General features: G+C 40.3%; 22 protein-coding genes and 2 pseudogenes. 17 read left to right on the top strand and 7 right to left on the bottom strand.

Going from position 1 to position 26,646, the window contains the following annotated elements; genetic code table 11:
• Positions 1-428 precede the first annotated feature (428 nt).
• From N4J56_RS32820 to N4J56_RS32770, 12 genes are all read left to right on the top strand, one after another.
• Positions 429-1,196: a sigma-70 family RNA polymerase sigma factor gene (locus N4J56_RS32820; protein WP_317110858.1), complete on the top strand. Its 768-nt coding sequence runs from the start codon at positions 429-431 to the stop codon at positions 1,194-1,196.
• A gap of 171 nt (positions 1,197-1,367) precedes the next feature.
• The gene (locus N4J56_RS32815) at positions 1,368-2,774 is read left to right on the top strand and encodes a hypothetical protein (RefSeq protein WP_317110856.1); all 1,407 of its coding nucleotides are present in this window, start codon (positions 1,368-1,370) and stop codon (positions 2,772-2,774) included.
• Positions 2,775-2,805: 31 nt separating this feature from the next.
• The gene (glf, locus tag N4J56_RS32810; protein WP_317110854.1) at positions 2,806-3,945 is read left to right on the top strand and encodes a UDP-galactopyranose mutase; all 1,140 of its coding nucleotides are present in this window, start codon (positions 2,806-2,808) and stop codon (positions 3,943-3,945) included.
• Between the two features lie 96 nt (positions 3,946-4,041).
• Entirely contained in the window at positions 4,042-4,614 is a 573-nt protein-coding gene (locus N4J56_RS32805) for a hypothetical protein (protein WP_317110853.1), read from the top strand.
• Positions 4,533-5,912, top strand: a complete 1,380-nt coding sequence (locus N4J56_RS32800; protein ID WP_317110852.1) for a glycosyltransferase — start codon at positions 4,533-4,535, stop codon at positions 5,910-5,912. Before N4J56_RS32805 ends, N4J56_RS32800 begins: the two co-directional genes overlap by 82 nt.
• Before the next feature lie 45 nt (positions 5,913-5,957).
• The gene (locus tag N4J56_RS32795; RefSeq protein WP_317110851.1) at positions 5,958-7,787 is read left to right on the top strand and encodes a glycosyltransferase; all 1,830 of its coding nucleotides are present in this window, start codon (positions 5,958-5,960) and stop codon (positions 7,785-7,787) included.
• Between the two features lie 18 nt (positions 7,788-7,805).
• Positions 7,806-8,636 carry an ABC transporter permease gene (locus tag N4J56_RS32790; protein WP_317110850.1) on the top strand — a complete coding sequence of 277 codons (831 nt, stop codon included), beginning with the start codon at positions 7,806-7,808 and terminating at the stop codon, positions 8,634-8,636.
• A 14-nt stretch (positions 8,637-8,650) separates the two neighbouring features.
• Positions 8,651-9,949, top strand: a complete 1,299-nt coding sequence (locus N4J56_RS32785; protein ID WP_317110848.1) for an ABC transporter ATP-binding protein — start codon at positions 8,651-8,653, stop codon at positions 9,947-9,949.
• 51 nt (positions 9,950-10,000) lie between these two features.
• The gene (locus N4J56_RS32780) at positions 10,001-11,080 is read left to right on the top strand and encodes a class I SAM-dependent methyltransferase (protein ID WP_317110846.1); all 1,080 of its coding nucleotides are present in this window, start codon (positions 10,001-10,003) and stop codon (positions 11,078-11,080) included.
• A gap of 406 nt (positions 11,081-11,486) precedes the next feature.
• Positions 11,487-11,738, top strand: a complete 252-nt coding sequence (locus tag N4J56_RS41435; RefSeq protein ID WP_410500718.1) for a polysaccharide pyruvyl transferase family protein — start codon at positions 11,487-11,489, stop codon at positions 11,736-11,738.
• A gap of 176 nt (positions 11,739-11,914) precedes the next feature.
• On the top strand, positions 11,915-12,067 hold the full coding sequence (locus N4J56_RS32775) for a hypothetical protein (protein ID WP_317110844.1): 153 nt from the start codon (positions 11,915-11,917) through the stop codon (positions 12,065-12,067).
• A 583-nt stretch (positions 12,068-12,650) separates the two neighbouring features.
• On the top strand, positions 12,651-12,851 hold the full coding sequence (locus tag N4J56_RS32770; RefSeq protein ID WP_317110843.1) for a hypothetical protein: 201 nt from the start codon (positions 12,651-12,653) through the stop codon (positions 12,849-12,851).
• Positions 12,852-13,170: 319 nt separating this feature from the next.
• Here the strand turns inward: N4J56_RS32770 and N4J56_RS32765 are convergent, their stop codons facing one another.
• The 4 genes from N4J56_RS32765 to N4J56_RS32750 all read right to left on the bottom strand — a co-directional run bounded on the left by N4J56_RS32765 (position 13,171) and on the right by N4J56_RS32750 (position 16,122).
• Positions 13,171-13,305, bottom strand: a complete 135-nt coding sequence (locus N4J56_RS32765) for a hypothetical protein (protein WP_317110842.1) — start codon at positions 13,303-13,305, stop codon at positions 13,171-13,173.
• 262 nt (positions 13,306-13,567) lie between these two features.
• On the bottom strand, positions 13,568-14,293 hold the full coding sequence (locus tag N4J56_RS32760; RefSeq protein ID WP_317111292.1) for an IS1 family transposase: 726 nt from the start codon (positions 14,291-14,293) through the stop codon (positions 13,568-13,570).
• A gap of 387 nt (positions 14,294-14,680) precedes the next feature.
• Positions 14,681-14,896, bottom strand: coding sequence for a hypothetical protein (locus N4J56_RS32755; RefSeq protein WP_317111311.1), 216 nt, complete (start codon positions 14,894-14,896; stop codon positions 14,681-14,683).
• Between the two features lie 104 nt (positions 14,897-15,000).
• Positions 15,001-16,122 carry an IS630 family transposase gene (locus N4J56_RS32750; RefSeq protein ID WP_317110840.1) on the bottom strand — a complete coding sequence of 374 codons (1,122 nt, stop codon included), beginning with the start codon at positions 16,120-16,122 and terminating at the stop codon, positions 15,001-15,003.
• Positions 16,123-17,725: 1,603 nt separating this feature from the next.
• On the opposite strand from N4J56_RS32750, the gene N4J56_RS32745 reads away from it, so the two are divergent.
• From N4J56_RS32745 to N4J56_RS32730, 4 genes and pseudogenes are all read left to right on the top strand, one after another.
• The gene (locus N4J56_RS32745; protein WP_317110839.1) at positions 17,726-18,853 is read left to right on the top strand and encodes a hypothetical protein; all 1,128 of its coding nucleotides are present in this window, start codon (positions 17,726-17,728) and stop codon (positions 18,851-18,853) included.
• Positions 18,854-19,122: 269 nt separating this feature from the next.
• Positions 19,123-19,419: a hypothetical protein gene (locus N4J56_RS32740; protein ID WP_317110838.1), complete on the top strand. Its 297-nt coding sequence runs from the start codon at positions 19,123-19,125 to the stop codon at positions 19,417-19,419.
• 78 nt (positions 19,420-19,497) lie between these two features.
• Positions 19,498-20,209 (top strand): annotated as a pseudogene (locus N4J56_RS32735) (IS6 family transposase).
• 65 nt (positions 20,210-20,274) lie between these two features.
• Complete coding sequence (locus N4J56_RS32730; RefSeq protein WP_317110837.1) at positions 20,275-23,547, top strand: CHAT domain-containing tetratricopeptide repeat protein; 3,273 nt, start codon at positions 20,275-20,277, stop codon at positions 23,545-23,547.
• 431 nt (positions 23,548-23,978) lie between these two features.
• Here the strand turns inward: N4J56_RS32730 and N4J56_RS32725 are convergent.
• The 3 genes and pseudogenes from N4J56_RS32725 to N4J56_RS32715 form a co-directional block, all read right to left on the bottom strand.
• Positions 23,979-24,173: pseudogene (locus N4J56_RS32725) on the bottom strand (IS701 family transposase); the annotation flags it as partial.
• A 12-nt stretch (positions 24,174-24,185) separates the two neighbouring features.
• Positions 24,186-25,349 (bottom strand): IS110 family transposase, encoded by a 1,164-nt coding sequence (locus N4J56_RS32720; protein ID WP_410500683.1) that lies wholly within the window; start codon positions 25,347-25,349, stop codon positions 24,186-24,188.
• 149 nt (positions 25,350-25,498) lie between these two features.
• Positions 25,499-25,801: a hypothetical protein gene (locus N4J56_RS32715; protein WP_317110836.1), complete on the bottom strand. Its 303-nt coding sequence runs from the start codon at positions 25,799-25,801 to the stop codon at positions 25,499-25,501.
• A 453-nt stretch (positions 25,802-26,254) separates the two neighbouring features.
• On the opposite strand from N4J56_RS32715, the gene N4J56_RS32710 reads away from it, so the two are divergent.
• On the top strand, positions 26,255-26,617 hold the full coding sequence (locus N4J56_RS32710) for a hypothetical protein (RefSeq protein WP_317110835.1): 363 nt from the start codon (positions 26,255-26,257) through the stop codon (positions 26,615-26,617).
• The last annotated feature ends 29 nt before the right edge of the window (positions 26,618-26,646 follow it).

Here is a 26,646-nt window from a genome sequence, read left to right as displayed (position 1 = left end):
ATGCGGACACATCGACCATGCAGATACCCAAGCTGCTAGAACTGGATTGCAGCGGCTCGGCTTCAAGTTTGTCAGTACAAGACGTAAACACCTACTCGTGGACCGCGAGGAAGTTATGCCTGTCAGAGATGGTGCCGCCATTCGTGGCAAACGGCAGCAGGGCAGGAACCCGATATCTAAGGCAACGCCTGAAACCGGGATAATAGAGCAGTTATCGATCTTTAATTCGATCGCCCTGGAAACAGGATAGTAAAAAAGGCTCTATAGAATCTGCGCGTCTTTAGACCGCAGAGTGTCAACAGCAAGAAATTGAATTGGGTAGGCAAGTACAGTTCATGCTCGAATTACTCAAGCGAAAAAAGCTATTAACAGTTAAATTACAACGATCCCCCCTCCACGTAGAATGGGCGGAGAGTACTGGTTTAACAATGGAAGAATTGAAAAAAAAATTACAAGCTGGCGAACGGGCTAAGCAAAAACTAATTACATCTAACTTAAGATTAGTTGTTAGTATAGCGCTCAAATATGAAAGTAGGGGATTAGACTTATTAGATCGAATTCAAGAGGGTAGTATTGGGCTTCAAAGAGCAGTAGAAAAGTTCGATCCAACTAAAGGTTATCGCTTTAGTACTTATGCTTACTGGTGGATTCGTCAAGGTATTACTCGTGCGATCGCCACTCAAGGTCATTCTATTCGGTTGCCAATTCATGCGATCGAGACTCTCAATCAAGTCAAAAAAACTCGCCGCGAACTATCGCATAAATTGGGGTACGAACCCGCTCTATCAGAAATTGCCCGAGAATTGAAGTCAGATCCAAACAAGATCGAGGAATACGTCAGCGTAAAAAAAGAACTACTTTCGCTCAATGCAAGAATTGGAAAACAAGACGACAAAGAATTGGTTGAATTATTAATTCAACCAGAAATAGAGGAATACAACCATTTAGAAATTGAATTTCTGTTGAAAAGTATTAGCCAGCTACTCATCGATTTGAAGCCTCAAGAACGAGAAGTTTTGCTCTGGCGTTTTGGGTTGAAGGATGGAGAAGAAAAAACCCTCGCAGCGATTGGGAAAATGTTTAATTTGAGCCGAGAAAGAATCCGACAACTTGAAGAAAAAGGATTGAGAAAGATTCGTTCGGCAACAGGACAGCAAAGAGAATTGCTTGACGAAATTCAAGGAATACTTGGCTAAGATAGGAAGTAGTAAAATATCCTACTATAGGATATTTTATATTAGATGCTCGACCACTTCAAAAATCAATTTTGTTCTAATAAGCTAACTAGTTCCTATAAAGAAAGACAGCGGTATTTCCAAAACAATCTTTCAAAAAACTAGTAAATAAACGATCGCTCGGAGTTGCAAATGTCTAGTTCGATATATCGTCCGGCGAAAGGAGCGAAACTTTCATTTCACCAAGCATCATCTTACTTAGTTTCAGGTTTGATGGTTAACCTATTAATTTGGGCTAGTTCTTTAACGTATCTCAACTTGAAAGTTCCAACTTTCATCAGTGCTTGGGCAATTAACGTTCCGACAAATAACTCTGCTACAAAAGTGTCTCTCCCAGAGATTGGACAAGCATCAGTCGATAGCGCTTCACCTTATAGTATCAGCGGACAAGATCCGAGACAAAATTACAAATTCATTGCTCAAAGCGAACCCGTGATTAGAGCAGCTGCTTCGCTACTCAACATGACTCCAGAAAAATTTGGTACCCCTGTTATCAATACAAGTTATGCCACTACAACTATAGAATTTTATCTCAAGGGAGAGTCGCCAGAAGCAGCACGTAAAAAGTCTCATGCTCTTTTTCAAGCAATGCAAGCAAGAGTTGATGAACTAAGGGAACAAGAGTTTGTGCAAAAAGACGGTAAATTTCATTCTGTTTTATTTCGAGCGCGAAAAAAGCTAGAAGTTGCTCAAAAACGCTTATCGGATTACAAGCTTCAATCGGGTTTAAATTCACAAGAAAGAATAAAAAGTTTGACGGGAACAATTGAAGCCTTAAGAAAGCAAAAAGCCGAGCTTGTAGCAGGTTGGCAACAAGCTGATGCTCGCTTAATTGACTTAAAAGAAAGTCTAGATCTATCAGAAATAGAAGTTAGCGATATTTTGAAACTAAAATCAGATAGAATTTTTCAAGATCTCCTCGCTCGATATCATGTATCGTATCTTAACTTAATTGAGCTAAATTCTAAATTTTTACCCAATCATCCGACAATTTCTAACGAGCAGGACGAGTACAACGAATTAAACAAAGCAATCTTCAATCGGACAAAAGTTTTGTTAGGAAGGACGTTGTCAAAAGATACTATACAAAAAGCTATTTTGAGTAGCCATAGTGTTAGTACTTCTAAAGAAAACCTTTTTCAGGAGGTCATTGAAATTGGTACTCAACGGCAAGGGTTGCAAGCGCAAGCTGAAGAAATGCAACAACAACTCTCTCAACTAGAGGCTCAATTACGAGACTTATCCCAAAAAGGCGTAACTCTAGATGCTCTCGAACGCGATCTCCAAGTTGCGGAAGCCGTTTTCTCTTCGATATTAATAAATTTAGACCTTGTAAAAACAAATGTTTTTGGCTCTTATCCATTAATTCAATTGCTAGTAGAACCTAGCTTGCCACAAACCCCCAGCTCGCCAAACAAATCTTATTTATTTTTTGGTTCTACTCTTGGGTCTTTGTTTACCAGCGCGGGAATTTTCACTTTTTGGTTGCGCCAGGAACGTTTGTTCAAAAAAGTTAGAACGAAGCAACTTGGAAATTAGATTAAAAATACTATAGGAGTTATCGATCGTCATGTTTGATTACCTAATTGTGGGAGCGGGTTTCGCAGGTTGCGTCTTAGCAGAACGACTGGCGAGTCAGTTGGGAAAAAAGATTCTGATTATCGATACGCGATCGCACATCGGTGGAAATGCTTACGATTGCTATAACGAAGCAGGTATCCTCATACACAGGTACGGTCCCCATATCTTTCACACCAACTCTCGCGAAGTTTTCGAGTATCTCTCGCAATTTACTCAATGGCGTTCTTACGAACACCGCGTTCTTGCTAGCGTTGACGGACAACTCGTGCCAATTCCCATCAATCTCGACACGATTAACCGACTTTACGGACTCCATTTAACTTCATTCCAGCTAGAAGAGTTTTTTACTTCAGTGGCTGAGCCTAAAGAGCGTATCCTAACTGCTGAAGATGTGGTAGTTAATAAGGTCGGCAGGGAACTCTACGAAAAATTCTTCCGCAACTACACGCGCAAGCAATGGGATATCGATCCATCCGAACTCGATCGATCGGTGACTGCCCGCGTACCTACCCGCACGAACCGCGACAATCGCTATTTTACGGATACTTATCAAGCGATGCCACTACACGGCTTTACCCGTATGTTTGAGAAGATGTTATCTCATCCCAACATTAAGGTGATGCTGAACGCTGACTATAGAGAAATTCTGGAGGTCATACCGTTTGGCAAGATGATTTATACAGGTCCCATCGATTTATTCTTCGATTATCGCTACGGCAAGTTACCATACCGTTCTCTGGAATTCAAGCACGAAACCGTAAATACGCCCGTGCATCAGCCAGTTGCCGTCGTGAACTACCCCAACGAACACCTGTACACTCGCGTTACAGAGTTCAAGTACCTCACTGGGCAAGAACATCCAAAAACAGGTATCGTTTACGAGTTTCCTCGCGCCCAGGGCGATCCTTACTACCCCGTACCGCGACCGGAAAATGCCGAACTTTATAAAAAATATAAGGCGTTAGCCGATGCGACACCCCAAGTGCATTTTGTGGGACGGCTAGCAACTTATAAGTACTACAACATGGATCAAGTCGTGGCTCAAGCGCTGATGGTCTATAAGAAAATCGTAGAAGCTGGCGACGACGATACATCCCAAACAGAGAATCGAGAATTAGCGCGCGTTTAGAACGGCGTGTGGGGAGGGAATTGGAATTTAAACACTCAATTTTCCCCAGCTTCATAGGAGTTAAAGTCCGCGAATTAAAACTCAGTAGGAGATTCCATGCATATAGTAGGTAGAACAAAACTACCAAAATCGGCAGAAGTTGCTAAATTATATCTACAATGCAACGACAAAGCAGCAATCGACTATAGTGCAGAGACTCCAGAAGTGGTGTTTGCTCTACAAGGGTTAATTTCTACTAATTCATACTTCAATTCTTTATACGAAAAATTTTACACCAGGTACACGACTTTAGATAAACTTTTTTATTTGCTGAACCTAGAGGGAAATTTTCAAATTTCAGTTTATAGAGAAATATCTATTAAAAGTTCTGAAGCAAATTGTCGTCAATTACTATTTCAAGAAAAATTTTTCAACTGCAAGATCGGCAAGGCAACAGAGATTGAGTTACCTGAGCTACAACAAATACAAACTGAGCGAGGTAGAATCTATTTTGAATTAGAATGTTTGAGTCAATCGGGAAAACTTCGAGAAAGCTTTCTCGCGACTCCACAATTACCAGAACGCGAAGTCTCGGTGACAATTGTTGCTTGTACTTTTCAAAAGAGGCTTTTATTAAACGAACCATCAAAACTATTTTACAGGATAAATTATTACAGAGCAAATCGATAGAAATTTTAATTGTAGATAATGCTGGAACTCTAAGCCGTTCGGAATTTAGCGATCGCAGAACAAAACTAATTAGTCAGAGAAATATTGGTGGGAGTGGTGGATTTACGAGAGGAATCGTTGAAGCCTTGAGCAGCAATCGCAATTCTCACATTTTGTTATTAGATGATGATATAGAGCTAGAAAGCGAAGCAATTTATCGAGCTATTACCTTAAACGAATATGCCAAACGCGATTTAGTTATAGCTGGTAGTATGCTCGATTTATCTCAGAAGCATCAACTATATGAAGCAGGCGCTTTGTATAATAAAGCACTACATAATAGAGAGTTCCAAGCGTTTAATATAGTTAGATTACATCATCATCTCGACTTGCAAAACGTCAGCAATCTAAATCTACTCGTCGAAACAGAACCGATAGATTCGGCAGGCTTTTACTTTTTGAGCGTGCCCAGAAAAATTTTTGAATCAATCGGCTTACTCCTACCTTTATTTCTCAAAGTAGATGATACTGAGTTTTGTTTGAGAATCAAGGAGAAGTTCGGCAACGACACGCTGATAACTTTTCCTGGGATTGCGGTATGGCACGAACCTTTTTTCGCGAAATCTTCGATTTGGAACTATTACTATTACCGGAACGACTTGATCGTTCAAGCCATACATGGAACTTTAAGGTATACAGACGCGATCGCATATTTTACCAAAGCTATTGTGGCAAGTTTATTAGTTTTTGACTATAAAAATGCTCAAATGCTCGTTAAAGCCTTTGAAGACTATTTGCAAGGAGCAGAAATTATTCAGCACGCCGATCCCGAACAGTGGCACAGTCAAATTATGAAACTCGATTCTCTTTTTCAAACTCAACAGATTCAGTATCATAACTTGCCATCTCATCCCCAAACAGAACGAACGACAGCTAACTTAATCGAGAAAACTGTCAGTCTATTAACTCTTAACGGTCATTTTCTTCCCAATGTTTTGACCCAAGACAAAGGTGTATTACTATGGCAAACAGCCGATTGTGCAGGTCGGCGATCGCGAGCCTTTAGAAAGAAGAGAGTCCTAATTTTTAAAGAAGGAGGTCAATGTTTGTACCGAAATGAGCTTGACAAATCAGTTGGGATTGAGCTAATAGTTCGGTGGCTCGCTCTAGCGATCGAAAGTCGGATGAAATGGTCGAAGGTCATGACAGAGTGGCAGCAGGTAAGCAAAGAATTTACATCTTTAAAATTCTGGCGGCGGTATCTCAATTTAGACAAATCGAGCATAGAAAAATCCGAGCGTCAAGATTTGGTAGCATAGGATTCATTTGAGCGCAAGAGAAATTTCTCAGTCGATAGAGGATGTATGTACTACGTAGTCAATCGGATTAATTTTCCCAGAACGGAGGACACTTTTGATTTATACTTTGCCAACAGTAAAAGTGGAGATATTGATGTAGACTGGGAGACAGGAAAGATCTCTCTGGCGCAAAATGAGATTGTTTCAACTAACTCTTATTTCAACTCTTTTTATGAAAGCTATTATGCAAAATACACGACTCTAAATTCTCTCTACTATTTGTTGAGACTCAACGGTGATTTTCAAGTTTCAGTCTATAGAGAAGGGTACGAACGAGAGCGAGAATTACTCGGACAAGAAACATTCAAACAGTGCCAAATAACAGATGGCGTTAAAATTGCCTTGCCTGCTCTCCAGCAAAGTCATACACTTCAAGGCAGAATTTATTTAGAAATTCAGTGCTTGAGCGATCGCGGCATATTTGTAGAGGGAGCGATCGTTACTGAAGAACAACCTTTGAGAAATATTTCGCTGGCAATTATTAGTTGTACTTTTAAAAAAGAAGCATATATCAAAAATACAGTCAAGACGATTTTGCAAGATTCTTTATTGGCGAATAAGTCTTGGCAAATCTTTGTAGTTGATAACGGTCAAACTGTAAGTCAAGATGACTTCAATAATGATAAACTTCACTTGATTCCAAATGAAAATCTGGGAGGAAGTGGTGGTTTCACAAAAGGAATGGTGACGGCTTTACAATCGGAGTGCTACACCCATTTATTATTAATGGACGATGACATATTACTAGATACAGAGGCAATCTATCGCTTATTTAGCATTTACGAATATGCTGAGGCAGATTTTGCTGTTGCTGGTAGTATGCTGGATTTATATAAGAAACATATTTTATATGAAGCTGGAGCTGCCTACGATAAAGATCCGCAAAGCTTCAAATTTTCACCGTTCCGCGTTGCTCCTCTAAAACACAATCTCGAACTGCAAAAAACTGAGTCTCTGAACTTACTTTTATCAGAAGATGATGTAGATTACGGTGGTTTTTGGTTTTTTGCTGTCCCAAGTCAGTTTGTCAAAGAAATCGGATTTCTCCTACCTTTCTTCATTAAGATAGATGACATGGAATTCGGGTTAAGAATAAAAAGGCAATTGAGTAAGCAGATCGTAGCATTTCCATCTATTGCTGTTTGGCACGAACCATTTTATAGCAAAGTTATCGTCTGGGATGGTTACTACTACACTCGCAATAATCTCATCGCTCGAACTATTTATGGAACCATAAATTACACAAATACGCTATTTAAATTTACTAAAGATTTCATTTACTCTCTGTTGGTATTTGAATACAATTATGCCGAGATGATAGTTAGAGGTTTTGAAGATTACCTGCAAGGACCAAATCTTCTCAAAAAGAACTCTCCCGAAAAATTACACCGAGAAATAGTTCAGTTGAGTAAGAGTTACAAGACTCAAACTTTACAGCCAAACTATTGTCTAGATACTCAGCTTAGTCCGCCTAGAACGAAAGCTAAAGTTTGGCAAAAATTCTTGAGTTTATTGACTATTAACGGTCATTTACTTCCAAATTTTATTCATAGCGATGGCGAAGTCATGCTTTGGCAGAATAGCGCTCATGCTGGAACGCTCAGTCGTGTTTTTAGGAAAAATAAAGTTACCATTTACCGAGAAGAAAATAGTTGTTTATTGCAAAACGAATTAGATAAGTCAATTGGAATTAACTTAATCAAACGCTGGCTAAAGATTCTCATTACAAGTACTAGAAAATGGTCGGTAATTAATCGAGAATGGAAATCTGCTGCACCTGAATTGACTTCCACTAGTTTTTGGCAACATTATCTCAAGCTGAAAGAATCAAACTAGGAAACTAAGAGCAACAGTATGCAGACGAAACCTCAAGAACTAACAATTAAAGCAGGACGCACGGAGGCATTATATTGGCAAGATTTGTGGCGTTATCGCGAGCTATTTTATTTCTTAGCATGGCGAGATATTTTAGTCCGTTATAAACAAACAGCGATTGGCATTACTTGGGCGTTAATTCGACCATTCTTAGCAATGTTAATCTCTACATTTGTTTTTGGCAACTTAGCAAAGTTACCCTCTGGCGGCGTACCATATCCACTTCTTGTATTTGCTGCTATGTTACCTTGGCAGTTTTTTGCTAACTCTTTGTCAGAGTCGAGTCTGAGTTTAATTAATAATGCGAATTTAGTCTCTAAAATTTATTTTCCTCGGGCGATCGTTCCGGCTAGTTCGGTAATTGTGAGTTTCGTAGATTTATTAATTTCTGGAATGCTGCTATTAGCGTTGATGATTTGGTACAATTTTGTCCCAGATTGGCGAATTTTAACGCTACCATTTTTTACGGCGATCGCGATCGCCGCTGCTATGGGTGGTGGATTGTGGTTAGCAGCGTTAAACGTGAGATATCGAGATTTTCGGCACATCGTACCGTTTATCGTTCAGTTTGGTTTCTATATTTCGCCAGTCGCTTACAGTAGTAGCATTATCCCCCAAAAATGGCGCTTGCTATACTCGTTAAATCCAATGGTAGGGGTGATTGATGGCTTTCGTTGGGCAACGTTAGGCGGCGCATCAACCATTTATTTACCCGGATTTCTTCTATCTACAATATTAGTTGCTGTACTTTTAGCCAGTGGCATTTGGTACTTTCGGAAAACCGAACGTACTTTCGCAGATGTTATTTAGTGGGGATTGAGATCGTGTCTGATATTGTATTACGGGTAGAAGATTTAGGCAAAAAATATCTCATCAGCCATCAGCAGCCAAACTCAACTTTGCGGGATGCGATCGCTAGTACTACCAAATCTATCAAACATAAATTTTTGGCAAAATCTACAGCTAATAGTTTAGCTGAAGAAGAATTTTGGGCTTTAAAAAGTGTTTCTTTTGAAGTCAAACAAGGCGACGTTCTAGGAATTGTCGGTCGCAACGGCGCGGGAAAATCTACATTGCTGAAGCTGTTAAGTCGCATTACCGAACCTACAAAAGGAGAGATTTGGATTCAAGGTAGAGTCGCGAGTCTTTTGGAAGTAGGAACGGGATTTCATCATGAACTTACAGGTCGAGAAAATATTTTTCTCAACGGCTCTATTTTAGGCATGAGTCGAGTTGAAATTAAACAGAAATTTGATGAAATTGTGGCTTTTGCTGAAGTCGAGAAATTTTTAGATACTCCAGTGAAATACTATTCTTCGGGGATGTACGTACGGCTGGCTTTCGCGGTTGCGGCTCATCTAGAACCAGAAATTTTAATTGTGGATGAAGTCCTTGCAGTCGGTGACGTGCAATTTCAAAAAAAATGCTTGGGAAAAATGGGAGATGTTGCCAGAGAAGGACGGACAATTTTATTCGTCAGTCACAGCATGAGTACGGTAGAATCTCTCTGCAATCGAGGTGTTTTACTTGAATCTGGTATTGTCAGTTTAAATGCTAGTTCTGAAGAAGTTGTCAGAGCTTACCTAGAAAAAGCTTACGGTACAGCTAAAGAACTTCCCTTAAGTCAAAGAAGAGATCGCAGTGGTTCGGGAAGAATAAGAGTTTCTAGTTTCAAGCTTTTAAACGAACAAGGCGAAGAAGAACCAGCATTACAATCGGGAAAAAACTATGATTTTGCAATTGGCTATTCAAATAATACGGGAGAACGTTTAAATAACGTTGTTGTTTGTGTAGATTTGATTGACGAGCGCGGAGTCAGAGTGATTTTATTAAAAAGCTCTTTTACAAATCATAACCTCACGCTGAATTCCGACCGAGGTTACATTTTGTGTCGTGTCAAGAATTTTCCTTTGGTTCAAGGTATGTATCGAGTAACATTACATTTAACTCATGCCGATAGCGAAGTACTCGACCACATAGAGGATGCTGCAAATGTTAGCATAGATGGAGGTGACTTCTTTGGTACAGGTAATCTTGGTGTTCCCAACCTCTGCAAGTTTTTAGTTAACGCTGATTGGTCTACAACTTCGGCTAATTCTAACTCATACACGCAATCAATTTAATTCTAACTTCTGTCTTGGAGACTTCTTTTTTTACTTACTTAGGAAACAACTATGGCTGTAGAAGCGGTAACGGAAGATTTGTACTCACTCGAACACTTATCTGATAGATTTCAAGTTACGCCAGAGCGCATCACTCAAATTGCTACAGGAAGAAACTTAAAGCAACACCAAATTAGCGGTCAATTGTATTTGCAAAAAAATGAAGTTCAGCAATTAATTGAGGAATTATTTCCAGATATTAACGATGAGAGTCGCGGTTACGAAATACCAAAGTACTTACAAAATAGTCCTGATGCCTGGGCAAAAAGTTTAGTTAAAATGTATCGGGAGAAATTTACTTATCCTGCTTCTGTTTCGCCATCACAAGGAGAGTTTTTGAAATCTCTTACTTGCAATATTGCCCCCAAAAAAGTGGTAGAAATTGGTTGTTTTACGGGAATTTCTACAATTTGGCTGGCTGCTGGTTTAGAGCAAGCCGGAGGCGTGGGAGATATTAATTCAATCGATCTATTTGAGGATATCATACCCGCTCCCCCCTATCATCGTGCCTACTTACCTAATCCACTAAAATACGCTCAAAATTCTGTAGAAAATGCTCAACTAACACATCGAGTAAAGTTTCATAAATCGAACTCTGTAGCCGTAGGAGAAAGAATTCATGAAATTCTGAGCGAACCGATAGATTTTATTTATATTGACGGAGATCATACTAAAGAAGGATGTGAAAAAGATTTTCTACTTTTCTACCCTCATGTAGCGATTAACGGATATATCGTGTTGCATGACATTTATCCAGAATATTGCAATTGGGATGGACCTCGATACGTGATTGATAAATACATTAAAACCTCTCCTCATTTCGAGTTGATGGAAGTTAAGACTAGTCCAGTTAATTACGGTATGGCAGTAATTCGTAAAGTGAGTCACGATAAAAGTTTGTCATGGCGCACCAAGCTAAAAATACAGCCTTGTGGCAAGGAATCAAAGACAAGCCATTGGGTAATTTTATTAAGAAGAATTTTATTTAAAAATCTTATTATTCGCTCCTCTATAACTCCAAAAAAAAGGAAGAACCCTTTTTATGAATCAAAAGAAAAAGATTTATCTCAGAGGTGCTTACAATTTATATAACTTTGGAGACGATCTTTTACTCATCTCAACTATAGAATTTTTCAGCAAGCATCTAAGACTAACCCGAGACAATTTAGAATTATATGGCTCGAAAAATTTTGAATCGCTATCGCAACTCAAATTTGATAGCGATTTAGAGTTAAAGCACTCAGTAGAGTGGGTCGGATATCATTTACCGAATTAACTCGAAACTAGAACAGTTGCGCATACCGCTTCAATTTCCCTTGGTCGTACACCAACTCCTCGGACATGTTTTACGAGGAGAATGGTTAGAACAATCGCGGTTTTAAGCTTTTGTCAAGTAGTAGCGATCGCAATTATTATTTTTTCCGATATCATTTTATATAAATTATTTCACAAAGCTCTGTTTACCAAAGAATATATTAATTTTTAAAAGCAACTAGATATCATTCACTACATAGGCGGAGGATATCTCAACGAACGTTGGTTAGAGGTAATTATTTACGAATACATAACTATTAGCTTAGCACGTAGTTTCAATCCTAAAATAAAAGTTATTGGGACGGGATTAGGATTGGGACCTTTTAAAAGTAGAGCTAGTCTCGTAATTCTTAAGCTTTTCGCCAGAAAATTTCATTATTTATTTGTCAGAGAGATAGCATCTTTATCGATAGTTAAAAATTTAAAATTGACGTAAATACTAAAGTTTTAGGCGACGATGTTATTTTGCTTTTACCTATACTCACTCGGTTAAAATTAGAGCAACGTAATTACAATCGTAGTTCAAATTCTATTACAGCTATTAGTCTAAAATCTTTTCCAGACTATAACTACAATCTAATTAAACTCAGTTTAGAAACCTATCTTAAACAGTTGCTAGACGATCAAAGTTCTCAACCAGAATACTTTTGTTTTGGTAGAGAACCTGGTCCAGGCGATCGCAACTTACTCGAAATCCTCGATCGCTATTATCAAGATAGTTTAGTTGTTCGCGATCCTTATGAAGAGGGATGGCGCAGTTTTTAAGTCGCTTGGCTGGCGCTCGTGTAGGAATTGGTTGTGCTTACCACTTCAATATAATTCTAGCTCTGTTTGATATCCCTACTATCGGAATTTATTCTGGGAGTTATTACAAACAAAAATAGTAGGAGTTATGCAACTCTTGAGCCAAGAGACACTCGTATTATCGCTCGATGAGTTGGGATTGGAAAAAGATTTAGCCGAGGTTGTCAATGTAGCGATTAATGCTCATACATCAGGAAAAAAAAATTAGAGCAGATGTATACAGCTATGAAGCGGGAATATGTAAATGCTTATACGAAGTTATGTCAAGACTAATTATCGTAATACTACTTGCAGGTTAGCAAAACTACAAGCAGGCTAACAAAACTCATAATAGAATACACAAATCCTTTGAATGTAAGATACTCAGCTTCACGATGATTTAGAGTGAGATCGGCTTCGACAAATACTAATGCAGATGCTAGCCCGAAACAAATACCATTAATTGTAAATCCAATCAGGAAACCATTAGACCAAAAATCACATTTCGTTAGCATTAAAAGTTTCTCAACATCTTATAAATCGCAGTCATCGATAGACGCGGCAAGTGAATGCACGCGCTCGCCAACAGCGCCAGGAAATTGTACGCGAACGCGCTCATGAAGAAAATGTGGTAGCTACTAGATGCAACGTATACCCCAGCGCAGAAGCAAGCAGTCCTCCAATGGCGCACAACCATGCCGACTTTGTAGTAGATGCAGGTACATGGGAAGATCGCGCGATTGCATCGAAAACGCCGCACGAGTAGTAGCAAGTTGCAATCGTCCAACCCACCGCGACAGCAACCAGGAGGTGAAAGATTGTGCCAGAACAAGAAGTGTTTAGGGCAATCGCGATCGTCAATAACGCTATTGCCAGTCGGCTCTTGGTTCGAGAAGGTTGTCCTATGATGTATCGATAGAGCGCAATTGCTATAGACTTTAAAATAGCTAAAGTGCCGACGATAACAGTTCTTTTTGTAAAATGGACATAATTTCATCAAGGTAATTTGCTAATGCAAGACACGACATTTCGGTATTGTATTTTTTCAACATTGTAATTCAGAAATGTCGAGCGATTTTGAATGTTCACGGGCAATCTTTTCCCAAAAACTCCTCCGCAATCGAAAGCTTGTACGTCCACTCTTTCGAGTTCAAACTTTGGGGCAAATCGCCATGAAGCTCGACCAATAGTTGTCGATCGCTCGTTTGAGTTTGAATCATGAGCATTCAGCCTGGATTAAAGCGAGAAAGTCAAAAATCGAAAAATTTTGATTTCTAGTCAAAATGACTCTAAAATGATTGCAGGCACTTGCGATTCTACAGGTAGAGAAACTGCTGCCAACTGCACCTATAGCAAATTCTAGAGCAGGAATCGAGCGAAAGCCAGAATATTTCATCTATTTTCAAGTTGGCTTTAAAAGTTATCCGAGTGCTTTTAGTGCAAAATTTGGTAGTGATATGAAAGTAGTGGTGAGACTCAAATTCAGTCTAGCTCTGCGTTGTAGCCATGAATGAAGTACCAAATCGCTCCAATGTGATTGTTGAGTTTTTTGGAGAAGGAGAGGCTTTCTCTCACCAGTCGAGACACTCGCTGTCTGAAGGTATTATTTAAGCGCTCAACATGATTAGTTAGACCAGTTTCTTTGCCAACTGCCCGATGATTATTTGGGAGAATAACTGTTTTGTAAGCTTGCCAAAAGTCAGTATAAGCTATAGCGTTATGTTGATAAATTGCTGGTAATGATTCCCAAAATTTACGAGCGGATTTACGAGTTCTATCGCCTATAAAACAACCAACTACTTGCCGAGTATTTCTATCGATTGCTAGCCAGATATAAACCTCATTTTTCTTACTATCAACAAATGACCACATCTCGTCACATTCAACAATCAATTTACTGCGCGGGTTTTCTGAAACCTTGACCTGACGCGGAGTTCTAGCTAGCTTTTGATTCACATAATCTTGTAGCCAAGACCAACTTACTTGAGTCACCCTGGCAATTCCTCGCAATGATATTCTCTCAAGTAGGAGCCGATCGATCAGATGCTTGGTTTCCTCTGAAACAGGTGAGTTAGTAGGATTGATAACAAATTGGCGACCACAGCTTTTACACTGATATTTTGGCTTGCCATTATGAACTGAACCATTTCTAATCACCTGCTCAGAGCTACAGGTAGGACAGACCCGTTCTGAAGGTTTTTCACATATTTTTGGGGATGGTTCTATCACCTTTGGTGTTAATTTAGGCAGTAGTAATACAAATGAGTAAAATAAGAACGCTAAAATTGTTGTCATCAAAAATACTAATTTTTAGGCGAGTATGTGAGGATTATTTGTACTATCTAATAGTATACAGACTGCTGAAGGGGCAAGGATTATACTTCATCACTACTTCCATATCACCACCCATATACGCTCTTTTCTGGTATAAATGGATGGTTTTTCTTGACACTAGCTTTTTCTCTTTTCTGGGAGATTTTCTAGTGTCTTTCTTTTTGGTTGGCTTTGATTCTACTTTTGGTTCTTGAGAGCGTCCGTTGTCTAGAATCGCTTCTTTGTCTCACCTACCCGCCAATACTCTGTTCTAACCCGCCATTAACAGTGTCGTCTAATATGCTCAGCCATTTGCCATCCATTCTTCCGTTTCACAGGGCTGAGAAGGGCTTGAATGTAATCGAAAGCAGCTTGGCGTGCTTCCGAGCGAGCAAAGTGCTTTCCCAGCTTTTGCTGAAACGTCTTGAGTGTGCTACTCCATTCAGATAGGGCTTCTAACGCAACACCTGTTAGGAATACGTTGGATGTGTCAAGCATTGCTAAACTGTATTTACTAAATCAATCTAGTTTAGCTTATCTACAACTGTAATACCTAATAAGCATTTCACCTTATCTTAGTGCCATTCTAAGCTAATAAGCATTTAAGCTGCAATATAATAGTTATTCCCTTTATTCTTGATCTGGCGATACCATTTAATCACTAACTCGCCTTGGTTTAGCAACCTCTCTAGTAGCTGCTTCAATTCATCCACTGATTGAAATAGACGGTGAGCAATGTATTCCTTACATGAATGCCAAACTAATTCAATAATGTTGTAGTCAGGGCTATAAGCTGGTAAAAACTCTAACCGAAAGTTCGGCAGCTCTTGAGATACTCGACTCAAAATATCCTGACGTTTATGAAAGCTAGCATTATCTAAAATTAAAATAATCCGAGGTCCTTGGGACTGAAAATCCTCAGCACAATTTCCTTGATTTGCCCACTCTTGTTTAATGAATTCATTCAATTGTTGCAGTTGTTCTAAAAAAATATCTGCATTCCCTTTTTCAATAAAGAAACATCCTCGTTTACGATCTGATTCTCGAATTGCTCCCATTACATTTATTCGACCACGACGGCGTTGCCCTAAAACTTTCTGGCGCTGTCCTTTCCTACCCCAATTTTTTCGACGAATCACACGTAAACTAAAACCGCTCTCATCCCAGAACCATACCTGTAATAGATCGGGATAATCTCTTGCTACTGCTAAATATTTCCTAAGTCTCTCTTGAAATTCTTCTCTTTCTTTTGGATCTTGTTTGTCTCCTAAATCAGATTTTGCCCAAATATAACTATACTTTTTTCGCTTTAATATTCTCCTAACTTGAGAACTACTTAACTCAATCCCAGTTTGCTCTGTTAAGTATGTGGCTAATCTTTCTGCTGTCCATCTGCCAAATTCGTAACCTAACTCTGATGGTGGTTGTTCAACGGTTTTTAATAATAGTTCGATATACTCAGAAGTAGCTTTTCGGTAATGTTCATACTCTCTTTTATTATGTAAGCTTTCTAAATTATCTGGGTCTCCATGCATACACCAATAGGCTACTGTTCTCGGTGAACAACCTAAAAATTTAGCAATCTCATGTTGTGGTTTACCATCGTTTTGTAGCAGAATAATTAAAATTCTTTCCCGAACGTGTGGTAGTTCACTCTCTTTTAGAGCTTGCTGTAACTGGATGACTTGTGACGGCGTTAAAAAGTTCTTGGCTGGTGGTGGCATAGCTGCTTTTGGGTAGGCTTACCTTTCTATTATGCAGCTTAAATGCCGATTAGCTTATCATTACCCTTCACGTTTACCCTTACCTCATCATTCTATCTACAACTGTAGTGCCAACGATTTAGTCTAAGACAACACCAACCTGATTTGCGCGCAGATGTATAATCTGTGCTAGTCTTGTCTGTGTGCTGATTGCTATAAAATCCCCCCTCCATTTTTCGTAATTGGATCGGACTGAGTTTAACTCAAGCTGTAAAGCCTCTTTAGAAGACATCGCCATAATTCGGCTCTCAATTGGATTGGTGGTTCTTGGCCGAGGATTAGGTTGAGCTGTTTCATTGGGAATGGGTATAGTTCGAACTATGTTTAAGTAAGTAACGGGAAGATTATTTTGAGGATTTGCAACAGTTGGTTGGGGGGTAGTAAATGACGCAAATACTGTAAATGCTATTAGGCATTCGGGCGGTAACTTCATAAAACCTCTGAATAGTTGGAGATAAACTTAGGGAGCTGGGCAACGCTGTTTTCCTGAATTTAGAAGTTATTGAAGATTACAGGGGGTTCAAGCGTTCTAGCGGATAGATAAAATAAGTTTCCACTAGAAGCACGATCACTTGCTGTAGCTCAAAAACGAGTAACACAAAACATTACTCTCGCTAGATTTACCGGTGCAGAAGCCGGATGAGGGTAATTCATTACCTTGGAAAAGGGCGGTAGGGCTGCTAGCTGAGCGAGGAGAGGAGCTACGCTAGTACCAGCGAGAGTGAGCAGGTTAAGTCCGATAACAACCGCCCAAAGACGTGAAAGCACTTCAACTTTTTAGTTTTAGAGAAACTTCGTGTGATGCTACACTTCAAACTCTGCACATTATTGGCGCTCCACAATTGGGCCAATGTGGAGTGCCAATAATGTGCAATGTCAAAAGGTTTAATTTCTACAGAATTTTACTGTAAATCGACTTGTTCCGGCGCCACTTGGATCAGCGATATATACCGGATAGAGTGAGGAATTCGATACCCTTCTATACAATCCGGTACGCATATTTGGCCTTGCAATCGGATCTACTGCTCCACGTACATCTCGTTTGAGGTTGAAGCGGATACGATTGTTTGTTGTTCGACCCCCCTTCATCACTATGACCCGAAAGGTTTCCCCGACTCGAATAGAGTTAAGGTTAAAGTTACCGCTAGATCGACTTTTCTGCCCCGGAAGTGGCATGGGCGCCGAGACGACCTTAGCTATTAGACGGCAGGCTCTTTGTGCAGGCAAACCTTTTGGTGAAACAGGGTTGAGCATGGCAGTTGATTCAGTAGAAGGCGTTTGAGTATATCCAAGAGGGCTGCTGGCCAAACCTGGTGACATGGTAGTAGCTATTACAAGCGCGCTCTGCACCAATACTTTTACTGTGCCAAATTTACTAAGCATCGTGAATCTCCTTCATCAAATTATGAAACGTTGGACCGAAAAATCAAAAACTTATTCGGTGCTCGAAGAGAATGTGTCTTGTTCGGCTCGCTCGCCAGAAAGTCTGCGAGTCGACCAATGACCACAGTCTCTCTTTGGGGTACAACCCCAAAGCAACAGGACCTAGTGAATCTCTAGCAGTGTGTTAGTATCTGGAATAGACAAGTTTGGGGTAGTTATTTTCCTTGGGGGTTCCCTAAACTTTTTGGCAAAAGTTTGGGGGAAACAGGCGAAACTAATGAAGTATTCCTATGGCGATGTTGTTCGAGGTCGAGTTAGGCGCCTGTTTGAAATCTTGCTGTCATACGCCGATGACGAACTAGAAGGCACTGAGCAATTACGTTCAAATCTGAAAGTCAACTGGCAGTTAGAAGAAAAGCAGCTAGTTGTGAGAACAAAGCTGAGATCGCTGGAAGCACTTATAGAAAAAGACAAACTCCTTGGTAAGTTAACCAAAGAGCAAATCAGAGAAGCAATTAATCTTTTGAAGGACTACTTAAAAGTTTTGATAGATAACCGTGAAAGTCGCCAAGGGTCGGAGGACTGGCACTTCACACTACAACTTTGGTCGAAGGATAAAGCAGAAAATTTGAGAAGATTTGATGCTGAGTGGCAAGCTAAACTACCGCCAAAGTCAAAACTTTTACCTCCATGCACAGAATCTGGTGATACTTCTGCCAAATCAGAAGCCAAGCGAGTGTTATTGCCAAACGAAGTACCTACTCTGATTTTGAGCAGCTATGTACCGCAGGATGAGCCAAGGGACGCTCAATTGTCTTACTGTAGCCACATTGAAGAAGGACATATTATTATTCAACCTGATGACCCATACTTGGATGCAATTAGAAACAGTGGTGAGAACAGTTTTCTAGAGTTGTCACCTTGGAGTTGTGAGTTTACCTTTCCAGTACTAGATGTCAAACTTGTTAACAATACGAGCCAAACTCTATTTTTTCACGAAGCAATATTTCAAATCAAAAAATCAAGGCTCGATCCGAGACCCGTTCCCGTTATTGCAACTAGACATAACATGATGCTTTCGCTAAAAAATATTGGATGGGGTCCAATGGAGAATTGCGTGCTTCGCTTCACTTTTGTGAATAGTTACGACAAAAACTTCTATAGAACGCGTTCCGATTGTACACCTGCAATTCAGTATCCTTTTGAGTTGAGATTTAATAAAATAGATATTATAGATCCTATAAGTTTTTTCCTCCACATTCAGATTTTTCGCTTGCACGTTTTTTCAACCAAGTCGGTGTCAATATAAAGCTGCTAAAAGAGCTATCGAGTGGAAAAAAACGTGGATCGGAATGGGTGTATTTTGATGAAGAGAGTGAGCTGGGTGAGCCTTTCGCGGTCGATCTAGAGCCGCGTTTTCTAAGAAGCACTCTACGAAAGCGCTTACTAAGGACAGAGTATGAAGCTATGGAGAAGGAAGCGTTAGGTCCCTTTCCGTCTGGGCGTGTAACTATACTTGGGGAATTAGAGTATAGACAGATAGATTCTAAGGGCAGTAAATCACGACAGATAAATAGGGTGACAACTATTGTAAGCCTTCTGAGTGAAGAATTTCCCAACGTAAGAGCCATCGTTCCGCCTTCATACTCGTATAATGTTCGCTTCCCAGTTGAAGGAAAAAACTATAAGAAAATTGTGCCTATCTCTCACGCAGTCGGTGTTGGAACGACCGATAGGCTTTTATTCTGTATTGCTGCCGATAAGTCATCACTCCACGATTTTGATCTCGTTCTCCGGTATAACAATAGCGAACAGATTCAATCTGAAACAATTGAGTTGGAGTTATTCAGGTCTAAACTCGATCCTCTTTTGTAAGGTTGTACAAACGGTAGTGTTGCAAAAAGTGGTAAGCTGAAATAATTCTTTGAGAGAAAATCCTTCTACCTGCACCTGATGAATTCTAAAACCCCGTTTAAGTGGCGGCACTATCAACCCGAAATCATCCTTCTATGTGTGCGGTGGTATTTGAGATATCCGCTTTCATACCGGAACTTGGAAGAAATGATGACCGAGAGAGGGTTAAGTGTTGACCATTCAACGGTATATCGATGGGTGCAGCACTACGCTCCAGAACTAGAAAAACGGTGTCGTTCACATCTCAAGCCAACAAATGAAACAGGCGCGAGTGGATGAAACTTACATCAAGGTCAAAGGCAAGTGTCCATATTTGTACAGAGCTGTTGATTCTGCAGGCAACACGATTGACTTTATGTTGAGCGCCAAACGGGATGCACGGGCAGCCAAACGGTTTTTTCGCAAAGCCTTAAAGTCAACTCATCATGCCGCTCCTCGTGTAATTAATGTCGATAAAAATGCGGCTTATCCTCCAGCGATTGAGGAGCTAAAAGCAGCGAAAATACTAACTCAATCTGTGGAGTTACGGCAAAACAAATATTTAGACAACGTGGTTGAACAAGACCACAGATTTATCAAAAAGTTAGTCAACCCTGGCTTGGGTTTTCAATCTTTCTACACGGCAATCAGAACAATTATGGGTTACGAAACGATGAATCAAATTAGAAAAGGGCAAATTATCGGAGTAGAAAAAGGCGACATTTTAGCTCAAGTAGAATTCGTGTCTCAAATTTTTGGAGTTGCTGCATAAAGTCCAACTACTTTACCGGAAAACTCTGTTCTCAAAATCTTTTTGCAACACAACCAGCAGTTGTTATGACAGAAGAAAATGAAATATCAGTTTTGTTACTAGAAGAGGCACTAAAAGCAATACAAAAGATTCAGGATGAGTATTGGCAGAGAGAAGTATTGGCGAAACTAGTACCTTACTTGCCAGAACCACTGCTTAAGGAAGTGCTAAATATTGGTAAGTATGACTATGACTCACGGGTGCTAGCAGCAGTATCCCTCAAGCTAGCAGAAACCGGACAACTAGAAGCAGCACTAAATCTGGTGCGAAATATCAAGGACGAGTATAGCCGCCACTCACGGGTGCTAGCAGCAGTATCCCTCAAGCTAGCAGAAACCGGACAACTAGAAGCAGCACTAAATCTGGTGCGAAATATTAAGGACGAGTATAGCCACTCACAGGTGCTAGCAGCAGTATTCCTCAAGCTAGCAGAAACCGGACAACTAGAAGCAGCACTAAATCTGGTGCGAAATATTAAGGACGAGTATAGCCGCTCACAGGTGCTAGCAGCAGTATCCCTCAAGCTAGCAGAAACCGGACAACTAGGAGCAGCACTAAATCTGGCGAGAAATATTAAGGACGAGTATAGCCGCTCACAGGTGCTAGCAGCAGTATCCCTCAAGCTAGCAGAAACCGGACAACTAGAAGCAGCACTAAATCTGGTGCGAAATATTAAGGACGAGTATATACGCTTGGATACACTAGCAGACATAGTTCCCAAGCTAGCGAAAATCGGACAACTAGAAGCAGCGCTAAATCTGGCAGTAAATGTTAGCGAGTATAACGTCTCACAGGTACTAGTAGTAATAGCTCCTAAGCTAGCAGAAATGGGACAGCTAGAAATAGCACTAAATCTAGCGCGAAATCTTGAGAACGAGTATGACTCAAAGGCGCTAACAGCGATAGTTTCTAAGCTAGTAGAAATGGGACAGCTAGAAGCAGCACTAAATCTGGCACGAAATCTTGAGAAATATGACTCACGGCTACTATCAGCGATAGTTTCTAAGCTAATAGAAATGGGACAGCTAGAAGCAGCACTAAATCTGGCACGAAATCTTGAGAAATATGACTCATGGCTACTATCAGCGATAGTTCCTAAGCTAACGGAGATTGAGCAACCAGAGGTAGCGCTAAATTTGGCACGAAATATCAAGGACGAGTATAGCCGCTCAACGGTGCTAGCAGCAATAGCTTCTAAGCTAGCAGAAATGGGACAGCTACAGAAAGCGCTTTATTTAGTGCAAAACATTGAAAATAAAAATGAGCAATCAGAGGCATTAGCAAAATTAGTTTTTCTCTTACCAATACCAAGGCCACTGCTCAAGGAAGCACTTTTAGTATGGAATAGTAAAAATAAAAGATCGCAATTCAAGGTTCAGGCAGCACTGGTTAATAAGCTTGCTGAGTTAGGATACTTAGAGGAAGCACTGGCTATAGCCTATATTCATTCTGGTTATTGGAAACAAGTTGAGGTGCTAGCAGAGCTAGTTCCTCGATTTATAGAACTTCCGCCTAATATCCGTAACCATCTTTGGCAAGCAATACTCCGTGAACTTAAAGTAGCCAATACTTCTGAGGCTGACTCATTGTTCCAGGACTTATGCACGCTCTTACAAGTTCTAGCAGCATTAGGTGGGATTGTGGCAATTGCTGAAGCCTTCTCTGTAGTTGCACTCAAGCTGAGACAGGCTGAACCGAAGTTATTTAAACAAGGAGGAAGTTCTTGTTCAAACTTAGCCCCCGACGATTGGTTTAAACAAAAACGTCCAACCCAACTAAAAGAGACTGTTCCTCAATTATCACGATTAATTCGTTATCCCAATTTAGAATGTCCAAAGTATACTGTAATTAATCAAAAGTTCAGCCTGTTTGTCCAACTTTTAATAAAACCACCTGACCAGAAAGCCAAAGCAGTTGAAGTTCAGGACACAGGTGTGCTTAAGCAACTACCAGAGGTAGAAATAGTATTACGTGGTCAGGGGTTTTATATCGTGGGTAGCAATACTAAAATTCTACTTGTAGAGCGGGACGATGACTCAGAGGAAAGATTTCTACTCATTCCCAGTTGCTTGGGCGAGCAGGAGCTACGAGTAGACTTTTATCAACACGGGCGAAGACTCAGTACAATACGTGACACTCTAATAGTAAGGGAAACTTTGGAAGAGGAAATTTTATCTCAAAAGTCACCAGTCACGTCAATTGAGCTAAAGACTAAGCCCGTTATTTCTCCACCTGACTTAGAGTTATGTGTGGAATTGGATCGACATGATAACCGGACGCTGTATTTTACGCTGCACTCTTCCTATTCTAAAGTAGGTTATCATCACACAAAACTGGGGCAAGTAACGCTGCAAGGATCGCCCTTAGAAAAAATGCAAGCAGCGTATCAAGAACTGAGCCAGCTAGCACGTCCTATGAAGCAAACAGAGCAAGCCTTAGCAGAGCGACGGTTAGCAGCTTTAGGTAATAGATTGTGGGACGAACTGATCCCAGACCAGTTGAAGCAGGAGTATTGGCGTTTCAAATCCCAGATTAAAACTGTACTAGTTACTTCAGACGAGCCTTGGATACCTTGGGAAGCAATTAAACCCTATCGATTCAGTGATGATGGCGAACGAGAAGAAGATTCCTTTTGGTGTCAGCAGTTTGCTATTTCCCGTTGGCTATCAGGTCCAGGTACAGCTGACGAGCTACTTATCGGTGCGGTGCGACCAATTGCACCAGCTCAGAGCAACTTAGCAGCAGTACAGGAAGAAGTTACATTTATTAAACAGCTAAACATGTTGCATCCAGCGATCACTACTTTAGAGCCTTGCAGCAATAGCTTAGAAGTACTGGACTGGTTGGAAACGGGTAATTTTTCAATTTCACATTTTGCTTGCCACGGTACGTTTGATGCAACATTACCGAATAACTCGGCAATTATATTGTCAGGTGTTGCTCTACGTCCTTCAGATTTACGTGCTCGATATGGCGGCAGACGGACGAGACCGTTAATATTTATCAATGCCTGTCACGCAGCTAGAGTTGAATTCAGCTTTACGGGCTTAGGTGGATGGGCAGAGCGCTTAGTTAAGGATGCTCATGTAGGTGCTTTCGTAGGTGCAATGTGGGAGGTAAATGACGGGTTAGCTTTACGGTTTACTCAATGCTTTTACACAGTACTATTACAGGAAAACCAAAATGTTGCTGAAGCTTTTCGCATTGCGCGAGAAGAAATTCGTCAACTTGCACCTTATAGCTCAAGCTGGTTAGCATATGCACTTTATGCTGATCCTGAAGGGCGCTTCAAGGATTAACTAGCAACTGATAAGAGTAGAACTAATTCCAAAAAGAATGATTCAAACAGTACTCTTACAAAATTTACTAGTTACTTGAGAGGCTTTAGTCAAATCAATTCAGAAATAAGAAAGGGTCAAGATAAAGATAGTTTAAAAATCAAATAGTAGAAGCAATACACAATCATAATTATCACAAGTATTTTCATCATTAGCGGGCTTATTTTATTAGTAAATATAAATAAAGATTAAACTAATGATTACTTTCAACTGAGAACTCTTTTTAAGAAGAGGCAAATATCTAGTCAGTAATTCGTTACTCTTTAAGTTGTTGCAGCACAGAGACTTCAGCTTCATCTGAGATTTGAGTGTTGATGATCGCTTGGAGTTGGAGACGAATGAATTTAGAGCAGTTGCGGACGCTCAACTTAGATTATCCCCGTTGTGTCACTTTAGGTAGAAGAAAAATGGAAATCAGGGTGAGTTAGGAAGGTAAAAATGGAAGAGGTAAGGTAATAAACAATAGATTGAAGTTTAGCAAATCCCAAAGATAATTGAGGAATAGAAAAAACTGAAAGCCAAGGTTGAATTAAGTTAAATAGGGTAAAAGGTTGAAGAATAAGACGAAGATTGTTAAGAATATTCTTCTAATCCCTCTCCTAAGAAACAGTATTTGCTTGGGGCTGAGGAGTAAGTTCAAAACCTAAAGCTAGAGCCTTTTTCTGGAGGTGATTGATAACTCGTTCTTGGTAACGTTGCTCATAATAATCCATGCCAAGATCTTGATAGTTACCGCCAGTTGTCCAAAGTCGGTAAAAAATTCGTGCCAGCTTATGAGCAGTAGCAGTGATAGCTTTGGGGGTGCCAAGTCGAGAACGTAAGCGACGATAGAAAGCACCCAAGGCAGAATTGCTCTTGCCAGCTGTTTGTGCTGCCATTCTAAAAGCATTGGCAGCAGGGTTAACCACCAAGCGAGTTTGAGAACTTTTAACTTTACCACCAGTGATGCGATTACAAGGGCAAAGACCAAGCCAGGAAGTAAAGTGTTTAACAGTTGGGAATCGGGTAGGATCTAAACCGACCTCAGAAATAATGGTTTGCACCGTCAGGATACCAAGACCATCAATGGCAGTGAAATCCACCCCACTAATTCGGTAGAGATGGGTACGTAAATCAAAAGCAGGTTCATTGCCTTGAGGTTTGTGACGGAAATGCTTTGGTTGCGGAAGCGGAGATTCATCGAGATTAACTTTGTCACTAAATTGAGCCAAGCACTCCTGTATTTGATGGTCACAAGCAGCTATCTGAGCTTGATAGGCATTATAAAGTTGTAATTCCTGTTGCAGTACAAAAATATGCTCACTGCGATAATCACCATTTAAAGCAGCAGCAATTTCTGCTTGGGAGCGTTTAGTACGGTGATGTCTTTTAGCTGCCAAAATTTGTGGGTTTCGTTCCCCAGCAACAATCGCTCGAATAATTGCCATTCCAGTAGTACCAGTGATATCGCTGACAACTTTATGCAGTTGCACGTTCATCTGGGTTAAAGTCTTTTGCATCCGTTGAATGTGAACACAAGCACTTTTGATCGAACTATCCCGGTGGCGAATATAACTCCGCAATACGCAAATCTGGTCTTCTGGGCGAAAAGAACCAGACAACAATCCGTAACTATGTAACTGTTGCAGCCACTGACAGTCTAAAATATCAGTTTTACGTCCAGGTAAGGTTTTGACGTGATGGGCGTTGACAAGTTTAACCTCAAAGCCTCTTGTCTCCAAGATTTGAAACAAAGCAATCCAATACACCCCGGTTGATTCCATTGCTACAGTTTCCACTTGACATTCAGCTAGCAGGGCAAACGCATCATGTCAATAAGGTAGGAAATTACTAGGTTTATTGACATTAATTGCAATAAACTGAGGCTTATTGAGAAGAAATTGAGTTGAACTCATTTGCAACAATCTCCACTTTATTGAGAAGAACTAGTGTAGACATAGGGTCGGGTGAAGTTGAAAATACGACGAATATTCTCTGATGAATTTAGATGCGTTTGCCCTGATTCAGCTAGCCAATCTGCAATGGCGTATAAGTCTGCTGTGTAACAGCCAAAACGTCTTACACACTCAGATGCTCGCTGTTTTGGAACACTCACCCAGTGAAATTCTGAACCGATGTCAATACCTGCTGCATTTGGGTTGATTGGTTTTAACTCAGAAGTTTCATTCGTACTTGGTTGACGGAAACGGGATTTAGACTTTGGTGTTTTCATCATCAAAGGCTCCCTCAGCAATGTAGAGTCATACTAGCAATTGGAAGTGCGCCCTGACCTGGGTTGACGGATAAATACAGTCTCCTAAACGGGATAATGGCACAACCATTTCACCAATGTCATAACCGTCTCAACCCAGAACCAAGCTTCTGTACGGGCGACGAAGCACCATTGGGGGATCGGTCTTAACTGTCAGGACACAATAAAAGTGTAATGTAATTTTTTTCGGTGCATCTTATTTTGTTTCTTCCATCCATAACGGAAGCGATCGCGTCCGTAAACAGCTTCTGTCAAACTGGGGTGAAACCTTAATTCAACGCAAGGCTGAAACAACGTAAATTCATCGAATTTTCCTAGAGTGACAGAAGAGGGACTTATACCAATTCACTTTGATTTTCTAAACAGAATTAACTTGCTTTTTTAACTCTCGTAAACACTTACTACAAATAGCAAAAAATGCTTCTCTCCCTTTTATTCGCTAGATCGGCATCATTGTACCACTATTCATTCGTATCGTTATTTCGGATCGTTGCAGGTTCCCTTTTAGCAGGCGTATCCTTGGCTATGGCACATATTAGTTTCCTTGCCTTACTACAATTTATTAACGGCTATAGAGTACGATTATATGGCATTTATAGTTTGAGAATATACGCACCTGCGGTAATATATCCAGCTACGGGTGTCGTCCTATCGGTTACGGCAGGCTTGTTAATCGGCTTTACAAATCCCGTTATCTCACTTTCATACGTTTTAAACGGTGGCTTGCTAATTGTTATGTATGCTTTTGTGCTGATTTCAGTCCTAGCAGGACACATCTAGCCTATTTTGCCCTCCTCAGTGGAACGAAA

The sequence above is a fragment of the Chroococcidiopsis sp. SAG 2025 genome (assembly GCF_032860985.1).
In the GTDB taxonomy this organism is placed as follows: Bacteria; Cyanobacteriota; Cyanobacteriia; order Cyanobacteriales; family Chroococcidiopsidaceae; genus Chroococcidiopsis.
This window is presented reverse-complemented; position numbering and strand designations above follow the sequence as displayed.